At 62.1% G+C, this 21,781-nt stretch carries 20 protein-coding genes; 8 read left to right on the top strand and 12 right to left on the bottom strand.

All coding sequences use genetic code 11. The features are described 5' to 3' along the window. Nucleotides 1–31 precede the first annotated feature (31 nt). Together cml and X735_RS146365 are read right to left on the bottom strand one after the other, a co-directional pair. Entirely contained in the window at nucleotides 32–1,228 is a 1,197-nt protein-coding gene (gene cml / locus X735_RS146360; RefSeq protein ID WP_023812236.1) for a CmlA/FloR family chloramphenicol efflux MFS transporter, read from the bottom strand. 232 nt (nucleotides 1,229–1,460) lie between these two features. Next, nucleotides 1,461–2,864, bottom strand: a complete 1,404-nt coding sequence (locus tag X735_RS146365) for a PLP-dependent aminotransferase family protein (protein ID WP_023812235.1) — start codon at nucleotides 2,862–2,864, stop codon at nucleotides 1,461–1,463. 104 nt (nucleotides 2,865–2,968) lie between these two features. On the opposite strand from X735_RS146365, the gene X735_RS146370 reads away from it, so the two are divergent. Further along, nucleotides 2,969–3,859 (top strand): DMT family transporter, encoded by an 891-nt coding sequence (locus X735_RS146370; protein WP_023812234.1) that lies wholly within the window; start codon nucleotides 2,969–2,971, stop codon nucleotides 3,857–3,859. 18 nt (nucleotides 3,860–3,877) lie between these two features. Here X735_RS146370 and X735_RS146375 read toward each other — a convergent pair whose 3' ends face one another. Then, the gene (locus tag X735_RS146375) at nucleotides 3,878–4,918 is read right to left on the bottom strand and encodes a zinc-dependent alcohol dehydrogenase family protein (protein WP_023812233.1); all 1,041 of its coding nucleotides are present in this window, start codon (nucleotides 4,916–4,918) and stop codon (nucleotides 3,878–3,880) included. A gap of 98 nt (nucleotides 4,919–5,016) precedes the next feature. Continuing rightward, nucleotides 5,017–5,478, bottom strand: a complete 462-nt coding sequence (locus X735_RS146380) for a helix-turn-helix domain-containing protein (protein ID WP_023812232.1) — start codon at nucleotides 5,476–5,478, stop codon at nucleotides 5,017–5,019. A gap of 99 nt (nucleotides 5,479–5,577) precedes the next feature. Between X735_RS146380 and X735_RS146385 the strand changes: the two genes are divergently transcribed. Beyond that, nucleotides 5,578–6,819 (top strand): MFS transporter, encoded by a 1,242-nt coding sequence (locus tag X735_RS146385; RefSeq protein ID WP_023812231.1) that lies wholly within the window; start codon nucleotides 5,578–5,580, stop codon nucleotides 6,817–6,819. Nucleotides 6,820–6,821: 2 nt separating this feature from the next. Here the strand turns inward: X735_RS146385 and X735_RS146390 are convergent, their stop codons facing one another. The 3 genes from X735_RS146390 to X735_RS146400 are packed head-to-tail and all read right to left on the bottom strand — an operon-like array spanning nucleotide 6,822 to nucleotide 8,635. After that, nucleotides 6,822–7,295 carry a DUF4262 domain-containing protein gene (locus X735_RS146390; protein WP_023812230.1) on the bottom strand — a complete coding sequence of 158 codons (474 nt, stop codon included), beginning with the start codon at nucleotides 7,293–7,295 and terminating at the stop codon, nucleotides 6,822–6,824. Beyond that, nucleotides 7,285–7,935 carry a maleylacetoacetate isomerase gene (maiA, locus tag X735_RS146395; RefSeq protein ID WP_023812229.1) on the bottom strand — a complete coding sequence of 217 codons (651 nt, stop codon included), beginning with the start codon at nucleotides 7,933–7,935 and terminating at the stop codon, nucleotides 7,285–7,287. The genes X735_RS146390 and maiA overlap by 11 nt, the downstream gene beginning before the upstream one ends. A gap of 4 nt (nucleotides 7,936–7,939) precedes the next feature. After that, nucleotides 7,940–8,635 carry a fumarylacetoacetate hydrolase family protein gene (locus X735_RS146400; protein ID WP_023812228.1) on the bottom strand — a complete coding sequence of 232 codons (696 nt, stop codon included), beginning with the start codon at nucleotides 8,633–8,635 and terminating at the stop codon, nucleotides 7,940–7,942. Nucleotides 8,636–8,809: 174 nt separating this feature from the next. Here X735_RS146400 and X735_RS146405 point away from each other — a divergent pair, with 174 nt between their 5' ends. Beyond that, complete coding sequence (locus X735_RS146405) at nucleotides 8,810–9,493, top strand: response regulator transcription factor (protein WP_023812226.1); 684 nt, start codon at nucleotides 8,810–8,812, stop codon at nucleotides 9,491–9,493. Between the two features lie 120 nt (nucleotides 9,494–9,613). On the opposite strand, the gene X735_RS146410 is transcribed toward X735_RS146405, so the two are convergent. The 3 genes from X735_RS146410 to X735_RS146420 all read right to left on the bottom strand — a co-directional run bounded on the left by X735_RS146410 (nucleotide 9,614) and on the right by X735_RS146420 (nucleotide 13,141). After that, nucleotides 9,614–10,168 (bottom strand): hypothetical protein, encoded by a 555-nt coding sequence (locus X735_RS146410; RefSeq protein WP_031213515.1) that lies wholly within the window; start codon nucleotides 10,166–10,168, stop codon nucleotides 9,614–9,616. 433 nt (nucleotides 10,169–10,601) lie between these two features. After that, entirely contained in the window at nucleotides 10,602–11,942 is a 1,341-nt protein-coding gene (locus X735_RS146415) for a hybrid sensor histidine kinase/response regulator (RefSeq protein ID WP_023812224.1), read from the bottom strand. A 14-nt stretch (nucleotides 11,943–11,956) separates the two neighbouring features. Then, nucleotides 11,957–13,141, bottom strand: coding sequence for an FIST signal transduction protein (locus tag X735_RS146420; RefSeq protein ID WP_050592709.1), 1,185 nt, complete (start codon nucleotides 13,139–13,141; stop codon nucleotides 11,957–11,959). A gap of 264 nt (nucleotides 13,142–13,405) precedes the next feature. Here X735_RS146420 and X735_RS146425 point away from each other — a divergent pair, with 264 nt between their 5' ends. The 5 genes from X735_RS146425 (at nucleotide 13,406) to X735_RS146445 (ending at nucleotide 20,188) form a co-directional block, all read left to right on the top strand. After that, on the top strand, nucleotides 13,406–13,903 hold the full coding sequence (locus tag X735_RS146425) for a (2Fe-2S)-binding protein (protein WP_023812222.1): 498 nt from the start codon (nucleotides 13,406–13,408) through the stop codon (nucleotides 13,901–13,903). 125 nt (nucleotides 13,904–14,028) lie between these two features. Beyond that, on the top strand, nucleotides 14,029–16,377 hold the full coding sequence (locus tag X735_RS146430; protein ID WP_023812221.1) for a xanthine dehydrogenase family protein molybdopterin-binding subunit: 2,349 nt from the start codon (nucleotides 14,029–14,031) through the stop codon (nucleotides 16,375–16,377). Between the two features lie 90 nt (nucleotides 16,378–16,467). Further along, a complete protein-coding gene (locus X735_RS146435) occupies nucleotides 16,468–17,265 on the top strand; it encodes a xanthine dehydrogenase family protein subunit M (RefSeq protein ID WP_023812220.1) in 798 nt (265 codons plus the stop codon). A gap of 273 nt (nucleotides 17,266–17,538) precedes the next feature. Then, nucleotides 17,539–18,561 carry an acyltransferase gene (locus X735_RS146440; protein ID WP_023812219.1) on the top strand — a complete coding sequence of 341 codons (1,023 nt, stop codon included), beginning with the start codon at nucleotides 17,539–17,541 and terminating at the stop codon, nucleotides 18,559–18,561. A 247-nt stretch (nucleotides 18,562–18,808) separates the two neighbouring features. Next, a complete protein-coding gene (locus tag X735_RS146445) occupies nucleotides 18,809–20,188 on the top strand; it encodes an OFA family MFS transporter (RefSeq protein WP_023812218.1) in 1,380 nt (459 codons plus the stop codon). Between the two features lie 254 nt (nucleotides 20,189–20,442). Here X735_RS146445 and X735_RS146450 read toward each other — a convergent pair whose 3' ends face one another. Together X735_RS146450 and X735_RS146455 are read right to left on the bottom strand one after the other, a co-directional pair. Next, nucleotides 20,443–20,940 carry a GNAT family N-acetyltransferase gene (locus X735_RS146450; RefSeq protein WP_023812216.1) on the bottom strand — a complete coding sequence of 166 codons (498 nt, stop codon included), beginning with the start codon at nucleotides 20,938–20,940 and terminating at the stop codon, nucleotides 20,443–20,445. Continuing rightward, nucleotides 20,937–21,695, bottom strand: a complete 759-nt coding sequence (locus X735_RS146455; protein WP_023812215.1) for a copper homeostasis protein CutC — start codon at nucleotides 21,693–21,695, stop codon at nucleotides 20,937–20,939. The genes X735_RS146450 and X735_RS146455 overlap by 4 nt, the downstream gene beginning before the upstream one ends. Nucleotides 21,696–21,781 lie beyond the last annotated feature (86 nt).

Genomic DNA, 21,781 nt, shown 5'->3' with positions numbered 1-21,781 from the left:
GCCAATCGCCCAGGCTTCTCATCTGTCCCGTTTATTCGGTTTGGCGTTTCCGCAAATATCTCAGCGCGCTTAGTGTGAGCGTCGCCATGACCGAACAGTAGCCCACCAGCGGCCACGCCGTGTCTCCATCAAGCAGGATGATGAACAGCGTGCCGAGGATGCCGACGACAAGGCTCTGGATGCAGAAGTAGAGCGCGACGGCGGTTCCCGCGACATCGCCGAAGGCCTCGAGTGCGCCGTTCGCGGTGACCGAAACAGTGAAGACGATGCCCACGGCGATGACCCACATCGGGCCGACGAATGTGACGAAGGACGGTGCCGCGAATACCTGTCCGAATGCCAGCAGTGCCGCGCCGAGCAGCAACATCGCCATGCCGCGCGCGACGCTGCCCGCGATGTCCCAGTGTGCAATGAACCTTTTGGCGAAGCGGGTGGTCACGATCATGACCAGTGCCGCGGTGGCAAAGGCAAGGCTGAAACCGAGTTGTGAAAAGCCGGCGCGATCCATGAGCACCCGTGGCGCTGTCGAAAAGAACACGAAGAAGGCGCCCATGGCGGCGCTGAAGCCGAGCGTATAGGTCCAGAAGGCTAAGCTGGAGAGAATGGGACGAAACGCCATTCGCCTGTCGTTGCCATTGGTGGGCCGTGTTTCATGCCATCTCGGCCATGCGTTGAGGGTGGCGGCTACCGCCAGACCGCCGAGCGTCAGGAAGATCGCGCGCCAGCCGAGATTGTCGGCGATCAATGCACCGGCAACCGGCCCCAACGCCGGCACGAAGGCCAGCATCGAACTGAACAGGCCGTAGATGACGGCACTTTCAGGCCTCTGCGCATAAACGTCGCGAACCGTTGCAAAGGTCGCAACGAGAATGGCGGATGCACCGATGGCCTGCACGACCCGCAAGGCGACGAACACCATGGCCAGCGAGGTGCAGGCGAGCAGGCCGGAAGCGCCTGCAAATAAAAGCGCGCCGCCGATCAGCACCGGACGCCTGCCGATCCTGTCGGAAATCGGGCCGAAGACGATTTGGCCGAGCCCAAGACAGATCATGTAGAGGCTCAGCGTCAGCTGGATGACATCAGGCGATGTCTTGAGGATTCCCGGCATCGCCGGGACGATCGGGAGGTAGATATCCATGGCCAGCGAGGCCAGGATGTCGAAGGGCGCCATCAGCACCATGGCTGCTGGCAGGGAAGTGGTCCATGTCGGGTTTTTTGGACAAGGCATGATTGAACATCCGCTCAAATGGCTACATTTGGCGGCGATCTGCCGTTCTCACTGAAAATGGGAAATGACGGGCCGCCGCAACAACGAACTGCTGTTGCGGCCTACTTGTCTGCTGACTTGCTGGTTCCCATAACCACTATCCCGGAATGATTGCGCGGACATTCTCTCGAGTGCGCTCGCGGTTCCCTAGCAGCCGAAGGTTGCCCAGGCAACAGGATCAGCTTGATGGGCATCAACGCGCCATCGCAGCTTCGATCACCGTGAAAATCCGCTCGTCCGTGCATTGGGCGACGTTGAAGCGCAGGAAGCGGCTGGCCGTTCCAGACAGGCTGAACGCGTTGCCGGGCGCCAGCACGATGTTGTCGGCCAAAGCGCGGCGGGCCACTTCAGCCGCATCGACGCCATCCGGCAGGCTGCACCACAGGAACAGGCCGGCCGGCTGGTCGATCCAGGGTGAGATACCGATCGCCTTCAGACGAACGCTGGTCTCGCCCATGGCGCGGGCAAGCTTCGCGCGCAGCAAATCCATATGCTTGCGGTAGCTGCCGTCCTTGAGCAGCGTCAGCACCAGTTCGGCCGCGAGCCGGCCGCCGCCGAAGGTAGTGGCGATCTTGAGGTCGGTCAGGGGCTCGATCCAGTCGCGCGGTGCAGCGATGAAGCCGCAGCGAACCGACGCCGAAAGCGTTTTGGAGAAGCTGCCGATGTGGACAACGCGGTTGAGACCATCGAACGCCGCCAGCCTCGGGGCGGGCGCATGTTCGAAATCGGCGAAGATGTCGTCTTCGACGATGGTCAGATCCGATTGGTCGGCGAGCTTGAGCAGCCGATGGGCGGTGACTGGCGACAGCACCGCGCCGGTCGGGTTGTGGATGGCGGAATTGGTGATGTAGAGGCGCGGCCGGTGCTCGGCCAACGCTTGCGCGAATAGATCGATATCCGGCCCCGACGGCGTGTAGGGGACACTGACGACCTTGGCCCGGTGGGCGCGCAACAGAGCGTGGAAGTTGAAGTAGCAGGGGTCGTCGACCAGCACGGTGTCGCCCGGCTCGATCAGGAACCGGCACAACAGGTCGATGGCCTGCGTGCCTGATTCCGTCAGCATGATCTGCCCGGGAGAGGCCTCGATGCCGTGCCCGGCCATACGCCGCGCCAGCAATTGCCGCAGCGGTGGCAGGCCGAGCGGCGTGCCGTAATCGACCAGTGCGATATCGTCGGCACGCGCTACCGTGCGCAGTGCCCGGCGCAGACCTGCCTGCGGCATCCACGAGGCCGGCAGCCAGCCGCAGCCGGGTTTCAGCATGTCGTCGCCGGCCTCCAGGGACTGGCGTGAGATCCAGAGGGGGTCGACCGCGCGGTCGAGGCGAGGACCAATCTCGGCCAGCGACAGCGGCGCCAGCGATCCGGCGGCATAGAATCCGGAGCCCGGCCGCGAGCGGATCGCACCTTCGGCGGCGAGCCGCTCATAGGCTTCGACCACGGTGGATTTGGACACTCGCATGGATTTGGCAAAGGTGCGGATCGACGGCAATTGCGCTCCCGGCGTCAGGCTGCGCGCCGCGATCCGCTGGCGGATCGTCGCCATGACGCCTTCGACCAGCGTTCCGCTGCTCTCGCTTCCTGTTGTCTGTTTGTCCATCCGTACTGCTCTTCTAAGCATGACAGTTGTGTGTAATTGTACCGCATTGTCTCTGGCGATACTACCGGCTCCGCGCGATACGGAGCCGACAAACGGAGCATACGATGGACAAGACCGCGAGCGGCTGGATGAATGGATTCATCGGCGTGTTGATCTTCAGCGGCTCGCTGCCGGCAACGCGCGTGGCGGTCAGGGATTTCGATCCGACATTCCTGACTTCGGCCCGAGCGGCGATTGCCGGACTGCTTGGCCTGGCACTGCTGCTCCTGTTTCGGCAAAAGCGTCCGGAGCGCGGCGACCTGCTGTCGCTGGTGATCGTCGCGCTTGGCGTGGTGGTCGGCTTTCCCTTGCTGACCGCACTGGCGCTCAAGCACGTCACCACGGCCCATTCCATCATCTTCGTCGGCCTGCTGCCGCTGGCCACTGCGATTTTCGGCGTGCTGCGCGGCGGCGATCGGCCGCGCCCGGCGTTCTGGCTGTTTTCATGCATCGGCAGCGCGCTGGTCGCGGGTTTTGCCCTGACGCAGGGCGTGACGGCCTCGCCGGTGGGTGATGGTTTGATGCTGGCCGCCATCATCGCCTGCGGTCTGGGCTATGCCGAGGGTGCCGCGCTGTCACGCAAGCTTGGCGGCTGGCAAGTGATCTGCTGGGCGCTGGTGCTGTCGCTGCCGATCATGCTGGTGCTGACGCTGATGACCATGCCGCCGTCGTTCGACGGCGTCGGCGTCAGTGCGTGGATAGGGCTTGCCTATGTCTCGCTGTTCAGCATGCTGATCGGCTTCGTGTTCTGGTATCGCGGGCTGGCGCAAGGCGGCATCGCCGCGGTCGGGCAGTTGCAGCTGCTGCAGCCATTTTTCGGACTGGCACTGGCAGCGACGCTGCTGCACGAGCAGGTCAGCCCGCTGATGGTGGTCGTCACGCTTGGCGTCGTGCTTTGCGTCGTCGGCGCCAAGCGATTCGCGAAGCAGGAATTGCCACGACGCGCGATCGCCTGACGACGGTACCGTCCTCGCCTAAAACTTCGTGACCACCCCAATACCAATGCCCTCGAAGCCGCCCATCGCCATCAGGGCCGCGGGCGCCTCGTCGAGGCTGATCCTCTTGCCGACCAGCAGTTCGGGCTTCAGCTTGCCGTTGCGGATCATGTCCATCATCGCCTGGTAGCGGTAGGCCTGCATGCCGTGGCTGCCGAGGATTTCGAGTTCAAAGGCGATCACCTTGTCCATCGGCACCTGCGGCCGGGCATGCTCGCCCAGCATCAGGCCGACCTGCACATGGCGGCCGCGCCGGCGCAGATTGGATATCGAATTGAACGAGGTGGTGGGGTGGCCGAGCGCGTCCATCGACATGTGCGCGCCGCCATTGGTGATCTGCTTGACCGCCTTGACCACGTTCGGTGTCGTGGATGCATTGATGGTGGCGACGGCGCCGATCTTTTTGGCGAAATCCAGTTTCTCGTCGGTGAGATCGATGGCGATGACATTGGCGCCCATTGAGCTGGCGATCATGATCGCCGACAGGCCGACGCCGCCGCAGCCATGCACCGCGACCCATTCGCCCGGCTTCACCCGGCCCTGGTCGACGATGGCTCGAAACGAGGTGACGAAGCGGCAGCCGAGGCTGGCGGCGGTGGCGAATTCCATCTCGTCGGGCAAGCGCACGAGATTGGTATCGGCGTGTTCGATGGCGACATATTCGGCGAACGAGCCCCAGCCGGTGAAGCCAGGCTGTGTCTGGTGTTCGCAGACCTGGTGATTGCCCGAATTGCACTCGAAGCAGCGGCCGCAGCCGACGGCGAACGGCACGGTGACGCGCTCGCCGGCTTTCCAGCGGGTGACCTGCTTGCCGGCGGCAACAACGACGCCGGCCAGCTCGTGGCCCGGCACATGCGGCAGCGTGATGCCGTCGTCATGACCCATCCAGCCATGCCAGTCGCTGCGGCACAGACCGGTCGCCTCGACCTTGATGACGACGCCATCAGCGGCCGGCTTCGGATCAGGAACGGTCTGGATCCTCGGCGCTTCGCCGAATTTCTCGAAGACGACGGCTTTCATCGGTCACTCCACCCTCTGTGCTGCAGGAAACGATAGCCGATTCCCTGTCTGGTCGAGCAGAAATCGATTCCGCCAGGCCTGTTGGCAGGCAGCAGCTCTTAACCGGTTCCGCGGTTGCGAAAGTCGGCAAGCCGGGTTTCGCCGGGGGCAAGCTGCCGCCCGTCCTCGGCATGTACTTCCAGTCGCTTGATCGGCCGGCTGGTGAGATTGTCGACCATGAAGGTATAGGGTTCGCCCGGTCCGGCGAAGTAGGTTTCGCCCCATTGCCGCAGGGCAACCAGGACATAGAACAGGCCGCGTCCCTTTTGCGTCAGCACATATTCATGATGCGCGCTGCCGTCGGGCGCCGGGACCGTTTCGAGGATGCCATGCGCGACAAGATTGCGCAGCCGCGACGACAGGATGTTCTTGGCGACGCCGAGGCTCTTCTGGAATTCGCCGAAGCGCCGCAAGCCGTCGAAGGCGTCACGCACGATGAGCAGCGACCACCAGTCGCCAATCGCGTCCAGTGGTCGCGCTATGAAGCAATCCGCTTCGTGGTGGCTCGTTCGTTTCACCATGGCAGTCGTCGGTCCAATGCTCTAATTTCGGTTGCAACATAAAACTGTTCCGCCTATCCAGCAAGAGGTTTCAAGTTGAAACCTTTTGTGGAGAGAGACATGAACATGCAGGTGGCGAACAGCGGTGCAACAAGCCTCGAGCAATCCGATGGGCCGCATCGGGTGGCGCCGCCGCCTACGGGATTGTCACGATTGACCGCGCTGATCTTCGCCATCGCCTGCGGCCTGAGCGTCGCCAATATCTATTTCGCTCATCCGCTGCTCGACGCCATAGCGCATGATTTTGCTATCGCGCCGGCCTCGGTCGGCATCGTGGTGACGGTCACGCAGATCGGCTATGGGCTCGGCCTGTTCTTCATCGTGCCGCTGGGCGACCTGTTCGATCGCCGCAAGCTGATTGCCGGGCAGGCGATTCTGTCTGCCGTGGCGCTGGTGGCGGTCGGGATCGCGCCCAACGCGGCGATGCTGCTGGCGAGCCTCGCGGTCGTCGGGCTGCTGGCGGTGGTGGTGCAGGTGCTGGTCGCCTTCGCTGCCGACCTCGCTGTAGCATCGGAGCGGGGGCGGGCGGTCGGCACCGTCACCAGCGGCGTCATCCTGGGCATCCTGCTTGCCCGCTTCGCTTCGGGGGTCGTCGCCGATTTCGCCGGCTGGCGCTGGGTTTATCTTGTCTCGGCCATGTTGACGCTCGTCATGGCGATGGTTCTCTACCTGATCCTGCCGCGCCACGAGGCGGAGCGGCCACGCACATCCTATCCACGCCTGCTCGCTTCGGTGCTGCTGCTGTTCGCGCAGGAGCCGCTGCTGCGCGTGCGGGCGGTGCTGGCCATGCTGATCTTCGCCAGCTTCAACGTGCTGTGGGCGCCGCTGGTACTGCCGTTCAGCGTCGCGCCATTTTCACTTTCGCATACCGAGATCGGGCTTTTCGGCCTTGCGGGCGTCGCCGGCGCGCTCGGTGCGCGCTGGACCGGCGGCCTCGTCGATCGTGGATGCGGCCAGTTGGTCACCGGCCTCAGCCTGCTGCTGATGATGGCGGCTTGGCTGCCGATCGCCTTCATGGGCATGTCTCTGTGGTTGCTCGTCGCCGGCATAGTCATGCTGGATCTGGCGATCCAGGCCGTCCACGTCACCAACCAGAGCCTGATCTTCGCCCGGCGGCCGGATGCGCGCAGCCGACTGGTTGGCGGCTACATGATCTTCTACTCGGTCGGCAGCGCCCTGGGCTCCATCGCCTCGACCATGGCTTATGGTGCAATGGGCTGGAATGGCGTCTGTGTGCTTGGCGCCGGCATCGGCCTGTTGGCGCTGCTGTTCTGGGCGTTGACGCTGCGCGTCGGCAGATAAGCCTATGGCCACGGCGCGGTGTCGAGAAGCGGCTGCCAGGCTCGGAACCAGTCGCTCGCCTCGGCCTGCCACGGCCAGATGCCGTCCACAGTGGGATAGATCAGCTGGAGAACACCGAAATCCAGGCCGTCGTAGAACCAGAGGTCCCAGCCGAAATGCTCGCGATAGTGTTCGATATGAACGGCGCCGAATTGACAGTCGAAACCTTCGATAAAACCGGACGATCGCTGCCCTGGTTGGAAAACCTCGCCGGAGCGGACGCGGCTGCAATACTCGTTGATGATGAACTGGGAGATTTCCGGCTTCAGGCCGATGACGATGAGTTCCGGCGCCTTGAAGTTGTGCTCTATTCCAACCGAATAGGTGAAAGGCGGATCGTCGCCTTCCTCCAGCACATGCAAGATGTGGCAGCCATAAGCCTCTATATCGGCCAGCGCCTTGGCTTCACCTGGGTCGGTGGCTTTTCTACTCGGCATCGATCTGGTTCCGGGGCGCGGCTTTCTGGAAGGCCGGCAGCGCCATGCAGGCGGCATTGATGCGCGCGATCGTCGGGTAGGGGGTCAAGTCGACGCCGAAGCGGGCGTTGCTGGCAATCTGCGCGGCGAGGCAGATGTCGGCCAGGCCCGGCGCGTCGCCATGGCAGAATGTACCCCTCTCCGCCGCCGACGCCATGATCTTTTCAAGCGGCTGAAAGCCCTCGTTCACCCAATGGCGGAACCAGTTGGCGATGTCTTCGTCGCCGGCGCCGAACAGCGTGCGCAGCGAGGTCAGCACGCGCAGATTGTTCACCGGGTGGATGTCGCAGGCGATCATCTGCGCCAGCATTCTCACGCGTGCCCGGCCGGCCGGGTCCTTCGGCAGCAGCGGTGGTTCCGGTTTGGTCTCGTCGAGGAACTCGATGATCGCCAGCGATTGCGTCAGCAGCGTGCCGTCGCCGAGCACCAGCGCCGGCACCAGGCCTTGCGGATTGACCGCGAGATAGGCTGGTTCCAGATGTTCGCCATGGCGCAGATGATGCGGGACATAGTCGTAGCTCAGCCCCTTCATCTCCAGCGCGATCCGCACCCGGTAGGAGGTGGAGGAACGGTAGTAATTATGCAGGACGAGGCCGCTCATGCGCTCACTTCGGCTGGCCGATGGTCACTTCGATGGTGCCGATGCCGTCGACGCCGCCGGTCATCGTGTCGCCGGGGCCAACCGCGCCGACGCCTGCCGGCGTACCGGTGAAGATCAGGTCGCCGGGCTCGAGCTCCATCGCCTCGCTGCAGATCGACACGATATCCGATATTGGCCAGATCAGTTCAGCGAGGTCGGCATCCTGCCTGACCTTGCCGTTGACGGCGAGCCAGATGCGGCCCTTCTGTGGGTGGCCGGATTTCGCCGCGGGGATCAGCGGGCCGCAAGGCGCGGAGCGGTCGAAGGCCTTCGACCAGTCCCACGGACGGGCGGCCTTCTTGGCCTCGTCCTGCAGATCGCGGCGAGTGAGGTCGATGCCGACGCCGTAGCCCCAGACGTGGTCCAGCGCCTTGTCGCGGGCAATGCGGAAGCCGGCTTTGCCGATCGCAGCCACCAATTCGATCTCGTGGTGTAGATCGGCCGTCAGCGGCGGGTAGGGGATAGCGGTGCCGGAATCGACCACCGCGTCGGCCGGCTTGGTAAAGAAGAAGGGCGGATCACGCTCGTCATTGCCGAATTCGCGGGCATGCGCCGCGTAGTTGCGGCCGACGCAGTAGATACGGCGCACCGCGAAACGATCGGACGAGCCCGCAATGGCCACCGATGCGGTTGCGGGCAAGGGAAGGACGAATTCTGTCATGTGGGTCTCTGCTTGGTTGCCGGAACATTCGACCGATTTGGGGGCCTGGACAAGGCGATTGGTCGAGAAAGTGCCGGCGGCACTTTCCGCCGGAGATGGCGATATACTATTTGGCAATAATCTGGCCATGCTGACGAGGCTATTCTAATCGCCCACGAACTGAAATGAACCCCTATGACCGCAACCCACGATCGCGCCCGGTTCCTGATCATCGACGATCACCCGCTGTTTCGCGAGGCGCTGCACAGCGCCGTGCAGATGGCCTACCCGGAAGTCGACACCGTGGAGGCGCGCTCGATCACCGAGGCGCTGGACCTTCTGGCCGGCGCCAAGCCGTTCGATCTCGCGCTGCTCGACCTCAACATGCCCGACGTGCATGGCTTTGAAGGCCTGCTGCAGCTCCGGACCCGCTATCCGCGCCTGCCGGTGGTCATCGTCTCGGGCTATGAGGAGCCGAAGATCATTTCCGAGGCGCTGTCCTATGGTGTCGCCGGCTTTATCCCGAAATCGGCGCGCAAGAGCGACCTCGCCGCCGCCATACGCTCGGTGATGGAAGGCGCGATCTATGTGCCGGAAACTTATGAAGGCCGCACACCCGACGCTGAAAGCGTCGACCGCGCCGACATGGTGCAGCGCCTGTCGACGCTGACGCCCCAGCAACTGCGCGTGCTGCAGATGCTGCGCCAGGGCCTGCTCAACAAGCAGATCGCCTACGAGCTGCAGGTGGGAGAGACCACCGTGAAAGCGCATGTCTCGGAGATATTGCGCAAGCTCAATGTCTACAGCCGCACGCAGGCGGTGATCGAGGTTTCGAAGCTGGACAATGCGGAGCTGTTTCGGGATCAGGCTGGGTTTTGAGGCTCGCCGTCCCTCATCCAAGTAGGGTTGTCACCACCACGCTCAACACTGGCTGGGCGAACGTGGTAAAAGTGCACTGTCACCGTAATTCGAAAATCGCAACAATTTCGGCCTCTACATCTATTGGTACAGTAGCTCATCCCTCGCCGCATATGCAGCCATCGTTTCTCTAAATAGTCTTATCATACCAAACGCGCCGATAACCATTTGAGCAGCGCCTCGCCTTCCTTTCAGTTTCTCCATTAATATATCCCTCTTCGCAAGAATGTGGCCTTGAGATGCAGCGCTTTTTAGAAATATTTCAGCATCCGGATCAGTCGGTTCATTTTTCTGTATCAAGCGATAGCACCAGTAGGCGGCGGACGGGTTCCGGGTGGAGATTTTTTTAAACAGCTCTAAAGATTCAATATTGTCGCCAATTCTTTGTTTCAACCCAGCAATTCTATAAGTTGCCATTTCGATTCCGCCACTTTCTGCAATCGAATAGTAACTTACCGCCAGATCATCATCGTGACAATCGGTATTACTGTCATAAACTATCCCCAGAGAATACGCCGCCGCCGCTTTCTTGCTCTCATAGTTCATTGCGTCTAAGAGAATTGATATTGCTTTCTCCACTTCACCCTTGTGGAGGGCTTCCTTGGCTTGAACTAAATGCGTGTCGTCATCGGACATAGGTAGCTCCTCTTTCAATCATCACCTTTGCGCTATCAAATGCGTTGACAGTATGCACTATGGGCCGGGAGGACATATTAAGAGTGCACTGTCACCGTAATTGCCGGATCTCACAGTCGCGCCTGGACGATGCCCCTCATAATCACGGCACCGCGTCAGCGCGCATGAGCGTTACCTTCCTTATCCCATCTGCCGTGCCGCTTTTTATGGGGACGCCAAAATTATCAAGCACGTCCTTGCGACTGGATGAAAAGGAATGTCCAAGAGGTCTCGATCCAAATTGTCAAACTACTGCGTGCGGATACGTAATGTATGCGGACTTCCGGAAGATCATCGTCAACTTTTTTTCGGAATTTCCAATATTTAAACGGTGGCGATCTCAAAAGTGACGCCTCCGTCTTTCCAAGTAGTTAAGCATCGAATTGGTTATTGTCTAAGCCAGCAAATGTGCCAGCAGCGCCCTTAGCTGTGCCGGCTTCAGCGGCTTGCGCATCAGTTCGATGCCGCCGGAGCGGGCGGCTTTGGCGACCGCTTCCGAACTGTCGGCGGTGACGATCAGCGCCGGCACGGCGCGGCCGAGATAATCGCGGACTTCGGCGATGGTCGTGGTGCCGAGATCGCCGCCGTCGAGATGCTGGTCGGCAATGACGATGTCGGGCACCCAGTCGGTGTCGCCAAGCATGTCGAGCGCATCGTCGGTCGAGGTCGCGGCCCGCACCAGGCATTGCCAGCGTTCGAGCAGGAAGGTCATGGCCTGCAGCACTTCGATATCGTTCTCGACCAGCAGCACCTTGGTGCCGAACAGGCCATAGCCGCGCGGCCGTTCCATATCGGCAACGCTAGCGATGGCATCGGCTGGCGCACCGATGCCGACGGGAACATCGATGTGGAAGATCGTGCCGCGTCCGACCTTCGACGAGAATGTCACGGGATGGCCGAGCGCGCTGGCCATGCGGCGCACGATGGCAAGCCCGAGCCCGAGACCGCCACCGTCCAGTTCGGCATTGGCCGGCGAGGTGCCGCGATGGAACTCCTCGAATACCGCCTCGCGCTGGTCGTCGGGAATGCCGCAGCCCGTATCGGCGACGTCGATGCGGATGGTGTCGCCGCGATGTCTGGTGCCGACAAGCACGCCGCCCGAGCGTGTATAGCCCAGCGCGTTGGAAAGAATGTTCTGCAGGATGCGGCGCAGCAGCGTGCGGTCGGAGCGGACCACCGCATGGACCGGCCGGAATTTCAGCGACAGGCCTTTCATCTCCGCCACCGGCAGGAAATCCGAGCGAAGCGACGAGAACAGCGCCTCCAGGCTGACATCGCTTATGTCGGGCTGCACCACGCCGGCATCGAGCTTGGAGATGTCGAGCAGGGTTCGCAGCAGGTCCTCCATCGTTTCCAGCGAGCGCTCGACCTGCCGCACCAGTTTCTTGCCCTCGTCACTGGTCTGAACTTCGGCGAGCGCCGAAACCGAGAGATGGGCCGCGTTCAGCGGCTGCAGCACGTCGTGGCTGGCAGCGGCGAGGAAACGGGTTTTCGACAGGTTCGCCAGTTCGGCGTTTTCCTTGGCGGCGCTGAGGTCGATGTTCGACTGCTCCAGCCGGCGCAAGGTCGAGTGCAGTTCCTCGGTGCGGGTGCGCACCCGGTTTTCCAGCGAAATCGCGGTCTGGAACAGCGAAAAGGCGTTGCCTTGCTGGTCCATAGAGCGCTCGACGCGGCTGACCAGTGCCGCGTTGATCTTCTTCAGCTTTTCAAGATCGTTTATGTCCCTCAGCGGCATCTTGTTGCGCCGTCCTATTCCGCCGCCTGGCGCTCGCCGAAGGCGATGCCGGTAAAAGTCTGATTCAGATGCATCGACCGGTACTGTTCGCCATAGGTGCCGAAGCCGATGACATTGTTGACCCGGTAGAGTTCCGAAATCTCGCGAAACACCTGCCGATTGCGCGCGTCGAGCCGGCGCAGCACGCAGTCGAAGCCGAGGATCATGTCGATGCCGCCAAGCCTCTCCTCGACATCGCGCAGGGCGGCGCGCGTCGATTCGACCATGTCCTTTGGTTGGGCGATCGACAGCACGACGCCATCGTCTATGGCGCAGAAGAACGACAGCGAGCCGTCGGCATGCATCTTCTGGATCGATCGGCAATAATATTGGCCGCCCACCTTCACCACCACGGGATGCGAGGCGAAGCTCAGTGGCGTCAGCATCTGCGCGACGATGCCGACGGACGCGGCATATTCCTGCGCTGCATTGGTGGCGTTGAATTCGCGCACGATGCGGTGATCGGGATCGGAAGCCGTCACCACCAGTTTTTCATCGGTGGGAACGAAGTTGTCGGTCTTGAAGACATGGAAGGGAATTTCGGTCGATATCAGCACGATGATGGCGCTGTCGGAGGTGACCTTGCCGTTCGAGATCAGGCGCGTCGTCTCGAATTTCAGATCGTCGCCGGCGGAGCCGCCAAGCAGCGGTATGTCATCGAGGCCCCAGTGGATGGCTGAACTCACCGCTTCTTCGGCATAAGAGAGCCCGTCGATGAAGCAGAGCGCGAAAGTGCCTTTGGTCCGATCGCAACCGAGGCGCGCGCGCAGCGATCGCCGCAGGGTCTCCACCTCGCCGGTGATCCTGTCCATACCCGACGAGGACAGATTTTCGACCATCACGCTAACGGCGGTGAACGCGGTGGACGGAAGCAGCATGGCCAGCACATGACCATCCTCGAGACCTTGCGGCGTGATCTCGCCGGCAGTCGAACAGCCGGCGTGGTGGAGCGCCGGTGCGTGGGTCATGAGCGCCTGGGAAAGGGCGCTGGCTTCGACTAGGCTCTGGGAAAAGAACAGCAGGGCAAAGCCTGCGTCGATGGCGGCTGCTTCCAGTGCGATCGCCTTGGCGAACGCCTCCATGTCGGGCTCGTCCGTGGTGAGCGCCGACAGGCCGCATGCATAGCGCGTCTGTGAATTGGCCAGCGATGTTCTCCGCATTTCCTCCGACGCTTTTTTGTGCGCGGCTGTTTTTAAATGCTTCTGGCGCGCGGGCGTCGACCGACATTGTTGCCTTCAATCGGCGGTTTGGCAATGGGGCCACCGGCACCGCATGTTTGGGCGCGGCCATGACCGAAAGTACAATGTTCCGCGTTTGCGACGTGCTGTTTTTTGTCCGATGTGCGGTGTACGAATAATGCACCACCGAAGCGCGAATACCGCGTCGGCAGCGTGGATACCAAGGTTGATACCCAGGGAGGGACCATGTCGGACGTTTCGTTGATGGTGAACGGAAAGCGGGTCAGCGGTGCTGCCGAGGACCGAACACTTCTGGTTCACTTCCTACGGGAAAATCTCGGTCTTACCGGCACGCATGTCGGTTGCGACACCTCGCAATGCGGTGCCTGCGTCGTCCACGTTGATGGCAAGGCGGTCAAATCCTGTACGATGCTTGCGGTGCAGGCCTCCGGCTCCACCGTGTTGACGATCGAGGGCCTGGCCAATGGCGCCGACCTGCATCCGGTGCAGGCCGCCTTCAAGGAACATCACGGGCTGCAGTGCGGCTTCTGCACGCCGGGCATGATCATGACGGCGACCGACATGATCAGCCGCCACCCCGAAGGGCTCGACGAGGCGACGGTGCGCGCCGAGCTCGACGGCAACATCTGCCGCTGTACCGGCTACCACAACATCGTCAAGGCGATCCTCGCCGCATCGACGACGATGAAGGGGTCGAAGGGTAAGGCGAAACAAGCTGCTTAGGCAAGGGAATAAGGGAGTAGGGCAGTAGGGGAGTAGGGCAAAAAGGCCAACGCAACGAGGCCTCTTTTTCCCTACTCCCTTACTCCCCTACTGCCCTACTCCCATAAATTCCGGAGGAATTTCTGATGGGCATTGAAGGTGTTGGCGCTCGGGTCGCGCGCAAGGAAGACAAACGGTTCATCACGGGCGCCGGCCGCTATGTCGACGACATGGTGGTTCCCGGCATGAAGCACGCCGCGTTCGTGCGCAGTCCGCACGCGCATGCGCAGATCAAGAAGATCGATGTGAAGAAGGCCCAGGGCATGCCCGGGGTCATCGGCGTGCTGACCGGCAAGGAACTCAAGGCCGACGGCATCGGCAATCTCATCTGTGGCTGGATGATCCACTCCAAGGACGGCTCGCCGATGAAGATGGGGGCATGGTCGCCACTGGCGTTCGACCGGGTCCGTTATGTCGGCGACGCCGTCGTCATCGTCGTCGCCGAGACCAAGGGGCAGGCGCGTGATGCCGCCGAGGCGGTCGAGATCACCTACAAGGAGTTGAAGGCCGTCGTCGATGCCTCCAAGGCGATGGACAAGGGTGCGCCGCAGATCCACCCCGAAGCCGACAACAATCTGATCTTCGACTGGGACATCGGCAATGCCGACGACACCGCGGCGGCCTTCGGGAAGGCGGCCCATGTCGTCAAGATGGACATCATCAACAACCGGCTGGTGCCCAACGCCATGGAGCCGCGCGCCGCACTTGGCCATTACGACAAGGCCGAGGATCACTATACCTGCTGGACGACCTCGCAGAATCCGCATGTGGCGCGGCTGGTGATGAGCGCCTTCTACAATGTCGCGCCGGAAAACAAGCTGCGCGTGATCGCGCCCGATGTCGGCGGCGGCTTCGGCTCGAAGATCTACATCTATCCCGAAGAGATCGTCTGCCTGTGGGCGTCAAAGAAGACCGGCGTGCCGGTCAAATGGGTGGCCGACCGGACCGAAAGTTTTCTGACCGACGCGCATGGCCGCGACCATCACACCCATGCTGAAATGGCCTTCGACAAGGACCACAGGATCCTCGGCCTGAAGGTGGAAACCCAAGCCAATCTTGGCGCCTATATGTCGCTGTTTTCATCGGCGACGCCGACCTATCTCTATGCGACGCTGCTGTCGGGCCAGTACAACATCCCGGCCATCCACGCCAATGTGAAGGCGATCTACACCAACACCGCGCCCGTCGATGCCTATCGCGGGGCGGGGCGGCCGGAAGCGACCTTCGTCATGGAGCGCATGATGGAGACGGCGGCCCGCCAGTTCGGCGTTTCGCCGGCTGAGCTGCGGCGCAAGAACTTCGTCACAGCGTTTCCGCATCAGACGCCGGTCATCATGTGCTATGACGCCGGCGACTATGCCGCTTCGCTCGATGCGGCAATGCAGGCGTCGGATTATGCCGGCTTCGCCAAGCGCAAGGCCGCCGCCGCCAACAAGGGGTTGCTGCGCGGCATCGGCATGAGCTGCTACATCGAGGCCTGCGGCATCGCGCCGTCTGCGGCCGTCGGCTCGCTCGGCGCCGGTGTCGGCCTTTGGGAATCGGCGGAAGTGCGCGTCAACGCGGTCGGTACGATCGAGGTGCTGACCGGCTCTCACAGCCACGGCCAGGGCCATGAGACGACCTTCGCGCAACTGGTCAATGAGCGCTTCGGCGTGCCGCTCGATTCGGTCTCGATCGTCCATGGCGACACCGACAAGGTGCAGATGGGCATGGGCACCTATGGCTCGCGCTCGGGTGCGGTCGGCATGTCGGCCATCGTCAAGGCGCTCGACAAGGTCGAGGCCAAGGCCAAGAAGATCGCGGCGCACCTGCTCGAGGCCGACGAAGGCGACATCATCATCGAGAACGGCGCGCTGAAGGTGGCCGGCACCGACAAGAACGTGCCGTGGTTCCAGATGGCGCTGGCCGCCTACACTGCCCACAACCTGCCGGGCGGCATGGAGCCCGGGCTCAAGGAGACGGCGTTCTACGATCCGTCGAATTTCACCTTCCCGGCGGGCTGCTATATCTGCGAGGTCGAGGTCGACCCGGAAACCGGCGTCACCGAGATCGTCCAGTTCGTCGCCGCTGACGATTTCGGCAACATCATCAACCCGATGATCGTCGAGGGCCAGGTGCATGGCGGGCTGGCGCAAGGCATTGGCCAGGCACTGCTCGAAGGCGCCTATTACGACAACAGCGGACAATTGCTGACCGCGAGCTACATGGATTACACCATGCCGCGCGCCGGCGATCTGCCGTCGTTCAAGGTCTCGACCTCGAACACGCCTTGCCCGGGCAATCCGTTGGGGATCAAGGGCTGCGGCGAGGCCGGCGCCATCGGCTCACCGCCGGCGGTGATCAACGCCATCACCGATGCCATCGGCAGCAACGATCTTGCCATGCCGGCTTCGCCGTCCACCGTGTGGGCCGCGATCCGCGCGACGAAACATTGAACGCGAATGGCGAATAGGGAGTAGCGAATAGGGGGAGAACGCGATGTTCGCTACTTCCTGTTCGCTCTTTCACCCAGGGGAGAAAGACAAATGTACGCAGTCAACTATCACCGCGCCGCCTCGGTCGCCGATGCCGCCAAGCTGATCAAGACCGGCGACGCCAAGCTGCTTTCGGGCGGCATGACGCTGATCCCGGCGATGAAGACGCGGCTTGCCGCGCCGTCCGACCTTGTCGACCTGTCGCGGATCACGGAGCTGCAGGGCGTCACGGTGTCGGGCAAGACCGTCGCCATCGGCGCCGCCACCACGCATCACGCTGTTGCCAATGACGAGAAGCTGAAGAAGGTCTGTCCGGCGCTTTCTCATCTGGCATCGCTGATCGGTGATCCGGCGGTGCGCCACAAGGGGACGATCGGCGGCTCGATCGCCAACAACGATCCGGCGGCCGATTATCCGGCGGCGCTGCTGGCGCTGGGCGCCACCATCATCACCAACAAGCGCCAGATATCAGCCGACAAATTCTTCAAAGGCCTGTTCGAAACGTCGTTGAAGGATGGCGAAATCGTCACCGCCGTCACCTTCACCGCGCCGGCCAAGGCGGCCTATGAAAAATTCCGCAATCCGGCATCGCGCTACGCCATCGTCGGCGTGTTCGTGGCCAAGGGCAAGGATGGCGTCAGCGTCGCCGTCACCGGTGCCGGCGACGACGGCGTTTTTCGTTCGAAGGAGATCGAGGCAGCATTAGCCGGGAACTTCGCGGCCTCGGCACTCGAAGGGGTAAAAGTGCCGGCGAAGAATTTGATGACCGACATCCATGCCTCGGCCGACTATCGCGCCAATCTGATCGCGGTGATGGCCAAGCGCGCGGTGGCTGCCGCCAACGCCTGATACGGTCAGTTGTGAACACGGGAGAAGGGGTCATGCGGCCCCTTTTCCTTTTTGGGACGACCTGTAGTTGTCCAATTTTGATGGAATCGCCCCCCGCACCAATCGTTTGCCTGAGCAATTTCTTCCGCCGACACTTCACCTGGAACTGCACCGGCGGCAATCTCGCACTTGCACAAATCCATATTGCACTGCAATATGGATTTGGGCGGGAATGCGAGCTGGGTTCGAAATGTACCGTCGTACCCTTCGCATACCTATTGCGAGAGGATCGGCATGACCGACATTTCCGCGACGCATGTCGTTCCGTCCCGATCCGCCGCCGACAGATCAACCAGAACAAGACTGGCCTATCTCGACGGCTGGCGCGGCCTTTCGATCGCGCTGGTGCTGATCGGCCATTTCTTTCCGGTTCCGGGAATCAATCTTGGCGTGCTGGGCGTCGAATTCTTCTTCGTGCTCAGCGGCCGGCTGATGGGCGAGATCCTGTTCATCGAACGCTACCCGCTGAAAAAATTCTTCAAACGCCGCTTCTCCCGCATCTATCCAGCTCTTCTGGTCTTCGTAGTCGTCGCGATGATCGCGCTGGCCGGCACGTTCATCGCCTTCAAATGGAAGGCGGCGCTGACGGCGCTGACATTCACCTACAACTATGCCGGCATTCTCCTGACGCGGGCAGGGGCGCTCGACCATATCTGGTCGCTCTGCATCGAGGAGCACGCCTACATCATCCTGGCGCTGATCAGCGTCATCGTCTCAAGTCGCTCTCGCGTGGTCGTGCTGCTCCTGGCGCTGGCCTTGCTGGCCATGGCCAATGGCGCGGTTTCGTACTGGGTCTTCGGGATGGACTACGAAACCACTTATTGGCGCACCGACGTGCACATCGCGTCGATCCTGCTGTCGGCTTCGATCTGCCTGCTCAAGGCCGATGGCAGGCTGCCTGCGTTTTTGAGAGGCAAGCATGTGGCCCTGGTGGCAACGTTCTGTGCCGTTGTCCTGTTCCTGGATCAGGTGCCGACGCCGATCCACTATCTCTTCGCGGTGCCGCTGCTGGCGCTGGCCGTCAACGCACTCGATTTCAGCCCACGGTATTTTTCCGGATTGCTGTCCTCCTGGCCGATGGCGACGCTGGGCCTGTGGTCGTACTCGCTCTATCTGTGGCAGCAGCCGTTCTACAAATTCGTCTATGAACAAGGCAGCGCGCCGATCCCGATGCTGGCCGGCGTTTTTGCCTGCGCGCTCTGCAGCTACTACCTCATCGAGCGCCCGGCGCGCGAATGGCTCAACCGCAACTGGTGAATGCCGTCGTGCCCGGCCAGATGATCGCGAGTGCAGGTGGAGTGGATCGCGCTTCATAAGCAGACAATCAATTAATTATCTCTAATATAATTTTTTGGAAAGTAATGACCTGCTTTCGATATAGGCCAGTCTCATTAGACATTGGTCTTATGACGGGCATTCCTTATTGCCTCACCGGCTCACCCTCCTAGTTTGTTCGCAGGACACATCTGAGAAGATGGTTCGAAGACGCATCTGGGAGGATGGAATGGACACGACCGGGGAGAGGGCGGGCGGCTGGCTCGACCGCTCACGCACCGTCGCCGAACCTGGCTTCAGCAGGTGGATGGTGCCGCCAGCGGCGCTCTGCATACACCTTTGCATCGGCCAGGCCTATGCGTTCAGCGTTTTCAACCTGCCGATGTCGAAGTTGGTCGGCATCACCGACTCGGCGCCCGACGACTGGAAGCTGACCGGCCTTGGCTGGATTTTCTCGATCGCGATCCTGTTCCTGGGCATTGCGGCGGCGTTCGGCGGCGGCTGGCTGGATCGTGTCGGGCCGCGCAAAGCCATGGTCGCTTCTGCCTGCTGTTTCGGTGGCGGCTTCATTGTCTCGGCGCTCGGCGTCTATCTGCACCAGTTGTGGATCATCTATCTCGGCTACGGCGTGCTGGGCGGCATCGGTCTCGGCCTCGGCTACATCTCGCCGGTCAAGACGCTGATCACCTGGTTTCCGGACCGGCCGGGCATGGCAACCGGCATGGCGATCATGGGCTTCGGCGGCGGCGCCTTCATCGCCTCGCCGCTGTCGGTTTATCTGATGAAGCTGTTTTCGACGCCTGAGCATATCGGCGTCGCTGAAACCTTCCTCGTGCTGGGCATCGTCTATTTCGTCTTCATGCTGATTGGGGCTGTTATCGTCAGGGTGCCGCCGGAGGGCTGGCGGCCCGCCGGATGGACGCCGCCGGCGGCACAGGATGCGATGGTGACGACGTCCAATGTCCATCTCGACGATGCGTTGAAGACGCCGCAGTTCTGGCTGCTTTGGGGTGTGCTGTGCCTTAACGTCACGGCAGGCATTGGCGTGCTCGGGCAAGCCTCGGCCATGAGCCAGGAGATGTTCCCGGGACGCATCTCGCCGGCCGCTGCTGCCGGTTTCGTCGGCCTGTTGTCGATCTTCAACATGCTCGGCCGCTTCTTCTGGGCCTCGACCAGCGATTATATCGGCCGCAAGACAACCTATGCCATCTTCTTCGCGCTGGGCGTCGTCCTCTATGCGGCGGTGCCTTGGACCGGCCAGACCGGCAGCGTCTTCCTGTTCGTGCTGTTCTACGGGATCATCCTCAGCATGTATGGCGGCGGCTTCGCCACCATTCCCGCCTACCTGCGCGACGTCTTCGGCGTGCGTTACGTCGGCGCCATCCACGGCCGATTGCTGACCGCGTGGTCGGTGGCGGGCGTGCTTGGCCCGGTGCTGGTGAATTATATCAGGCAGTACCAGATCGACAGCGGCGTGGCGAAGGCCGACGCCTACACGGTCACCATGTACATCATGGCCGGCCTGCTGGTCATCGGCCTCCTGCTCAACCTGATGATGCGGCCGGTCAATGCGCGCTTCCACATGAAGACCGAACCAGCGGTGGCTTAGAGCCAGTTCCATCCCGATAGAATCGGGATGGGCTCTATCGTATTGTTTGAGCATGATCTTTTCCGAAACCGGAGCCCAATTTCGGGATCATGCTCTGAGGAGACCGACCATGGCGCAAGACAACGGCAATTCGATCAAACTGACGCTGTCCTGGCTGCTGGTCGGCATCCCGTTGGTCTGGGGGTTCTGGATGACGCTGGTGAGTGCGACAGCCTTGTTCCAGTAGCCCTGTCTTCAGTTCGATCCGCCTGGCCTCAGACGGAGGTTCGTCTGATGTAATAGCGGACCGCTTTCTTGCCGCCATGGATGACGGCGTCGCCGGCCTCAGTGAAGCCAAGGGCGGCGTGAAAGGCATCCGAGGCAGGGTTCGGCGGGGCGGTGTTGACTTCGCAGGTGACCAGATTGTAGCCGGCGCGCTCAACATGGCCGAACAGATCCTGATAGAGCCGGCGGGCATGGCCGCGGCCGCGCGCATGCGCCGCCACGACGACGCGGTCGACATAGACGAAGCGCTTATAGCGCTCGCGGAACCACAGGAAATTCGGGCTGTCGTAGCGGGCGTCCTGGTCGAAGGTCATGATGAAGGCTTCGAGATCGCCGATGCGCCTGGTGTAAAACGCTTCGCCAAGCAGGAAAGACAGCCGCTCAGCCTCCAGCCACGACAGTTCGGCGGCATGCTCGTTGTTGAGCGCCAGGATCGCCGCTTCGTCTGCGGCCGATACACGGGCTATCGGGGCAGGGGTAGAGGTCATGCCTTGGCTGCCGCAATCGTTGCCGCCACCAGCGGTGTGTCGGTCAGCGTGTTGCGATACTCGCGATCGAGATCGGAACCACCCATGCCGACATGGGGATTGCGGTAGTCCATGGCACTCGGCACATCCTTGAGGGCGGCAAAATGCATTTCGGACAGGCCGGTTTTGCTGCGCACTTCGGCAATGTTGTGCAAATCCAGGCCGCCGCAGCCGAGGATGACGATGCGGTCGCCGGCCTGCCGCACCAGATCCGCCAACAGCGGCAAGCCTTCGACGGCAGTGTCACGCTGGCCGCTGGTCAGCACGCGGCCGACCTTGCTGCGGATCAGCGATTCGAGCGCCTCGGCCGGATCGCGCGTCATGTCGAAGGCGCGATGGCAGGTGACGTTCAAGGGGCCAGCGGCTTGTGTCAGTTCGCTCATGCGCGCCTCATCCATGGTGCCATCGGCGTTCAGGCAGCCAAACACCACGCCGGGCACGCCGAGTTCGCGCAGTGCCGAGACATCGGCCAGCATCGAGGCGTATTCGGTCTCACTGTAGAGAAAATCGCCGCCGCGCGGCCGCACCATGACGTGAAACGGCACGCTTGCCTGCTCGATGGCGGCGCGGACCGTGCCGAGGCTCGGCGTGATGCCGCCTTCGATGAGGCTGGCGCATAATTCGACCCGGTCGGCGCCAGCGGCTTGCGCCGCGAGCAGGCCGTCAATGCCTTCGACACAGATTTCGATCAGCGGCAGGCGGAGAGCTTTGGTCAAGGGGCGATCCAGTCCATGATTTCCCGGCCAGCCCTAGCACCGGGCCGGCTGCTGCGAAAGCGCGAACAGCCTTCCGCCTTCGGGCA

The sequence above is a fragment of the Mesorhizobium sp. L2C084A000 genome (genome assembly GCF_000502875.1).
Taxonomy (GTDB): Bacteria; Pseudomonadota; Alphaproteobacteria; order Rhizobiales; family Rhizobiaceae; genus Mesorhizobium.
Note: the sequence above shows the minus strand (reverse complement) of the source record. Positions and strands in the feature narration are given on the sequence as shown.

Bases quoted from the DNA above. Each gene is read 5' to 3' on its own strand.
- cml (WP_023812236.1), bottom strand. From the start codon at position 1,228: ATGCCTTGTCCAAAAAACCCGACATGGACCACTTCCCTGCCAGCAGCC.
- X735_RS146365 (WP_023812235.1), bottom strand. From the start codon at position 2,864: ATGGACAAACAGACAACAGGAAGCGAGAGCAGCGGAACGCTGGTCGAA.
- X735_RS146370 (WP_023812234.1), top strand. From the start codon at position 2,969: ATGGACAAGACCGCGAGCGGCTGGATGAATGGATTCATCGGCGTGTTG.
- X735_RS146375 (WP_023812233.1), bottom strand. From the start codon at position 4,918: ATGAAAGCCGTCGTCTTCGAGAAATTCGGCGAAGCGCCGAGGATCCAG.
- X735_RS146380 (WP_023812232.1), bottom strand. From the start codon at position 5,478: ATGGTGAAACGAACGAGCCACCACGAAGCGGATTGCTTCATAGCGCGA.
- X735_RS146385 (WP_023812231.1), top strand. From the start codon at position 5,578: ATGAACATGCAGGTGGCGAACAGCGGTGCAACAAGCCTCGAGCAATCC.
- X735_RS146390 (WP_023812230.1), bottom strand. From the start codon at position 7,295: ATGCCGAGTAGAAAAGCCACCGACCCAGGTGAAGCCAAGGCGCTGGCC.
- maiA (WP_023812229.1), bottom strand. From the start codon at position 7,935: ATGAGCGGCCTCGTCCTGCATAATTACTACCGTTCCTCCACCTCCTAC.
- X735_RS146400 (WP_023812228.1), bottom strand. From the start codon at position 8,635: ATGACAGAATTCGTCCTTCCCTTGCCCGCAACCGCATCGGTGGCCATT.
- X735_RS146405 (WP_023812226.1), top strand. From the start codon at position 8,810: ATGACCGCAACCCACGATCGCGCCCGGTTCCTGATCATCGACGATCAC.
- X735_RS146410 (WP_031213515.1), bottom strand. From the start codon at position 10,168: ATGTCCGATGACGACACGCATTTAGTTCAAGCCAAGGAAGCCCTCCAC.
- X735_RS146415 (WP_023812224.1), bottom strand. From the start codon at position 11,942: ATGCCGCTGAGGGACATAAACGATCTTGAAAAGCTGAAGAAGATCAAC.
- X735_RS146420 (WP_050592709.1), bottom strand. From the start codon at position 13,141: ATGCGGAGAACATCGCTGGCCAATTCACAGACGCGCTATGCATGCGGC.
- X735_RS146425 (WP_023812222.1), top strand. From the start codon at position 13,406: ATGTCGGACGTTTCGTTGATGGTGAACGGAAAGCGGGTCAGCGGTGCT.
- X735_RS146430 (WP_023812221.1), top strand. From the start codon at position 14,029: ATGGGCATTGAAGGTGTTGGCGCTCGGGTCGCGCGCAAGGAAGACAAA.
- X735_RS146435 (WP_023812220.1), top strand. From the start codon at position 16,468: ATGTACGCAGTCAACTATCACCGCGCCGCCTCGGTCGCCGATGCCGCC.
- X735_RS146440 (WP_023812219.1), top strand. From the start codon at position 17,539: ATGACCGACATTTCCGCGACGCATGTCGTTCCGTCCCGATCCGCCGCC.
- X735_RS146445 (WP_023812218.1), top strand. From the start codon at position 18,809: ATGGACACGACCGGGGAGAGGGCGGGCGGCTGGCTCGACCGCTCACGC.
- X735_RS146450 (WP_023812216.1), bottom strand. From the start codon at position 20,940: ATGACCTCTACCCCTGCCCCGATAGCCCGTGTATCGGCCGCAGACGAA.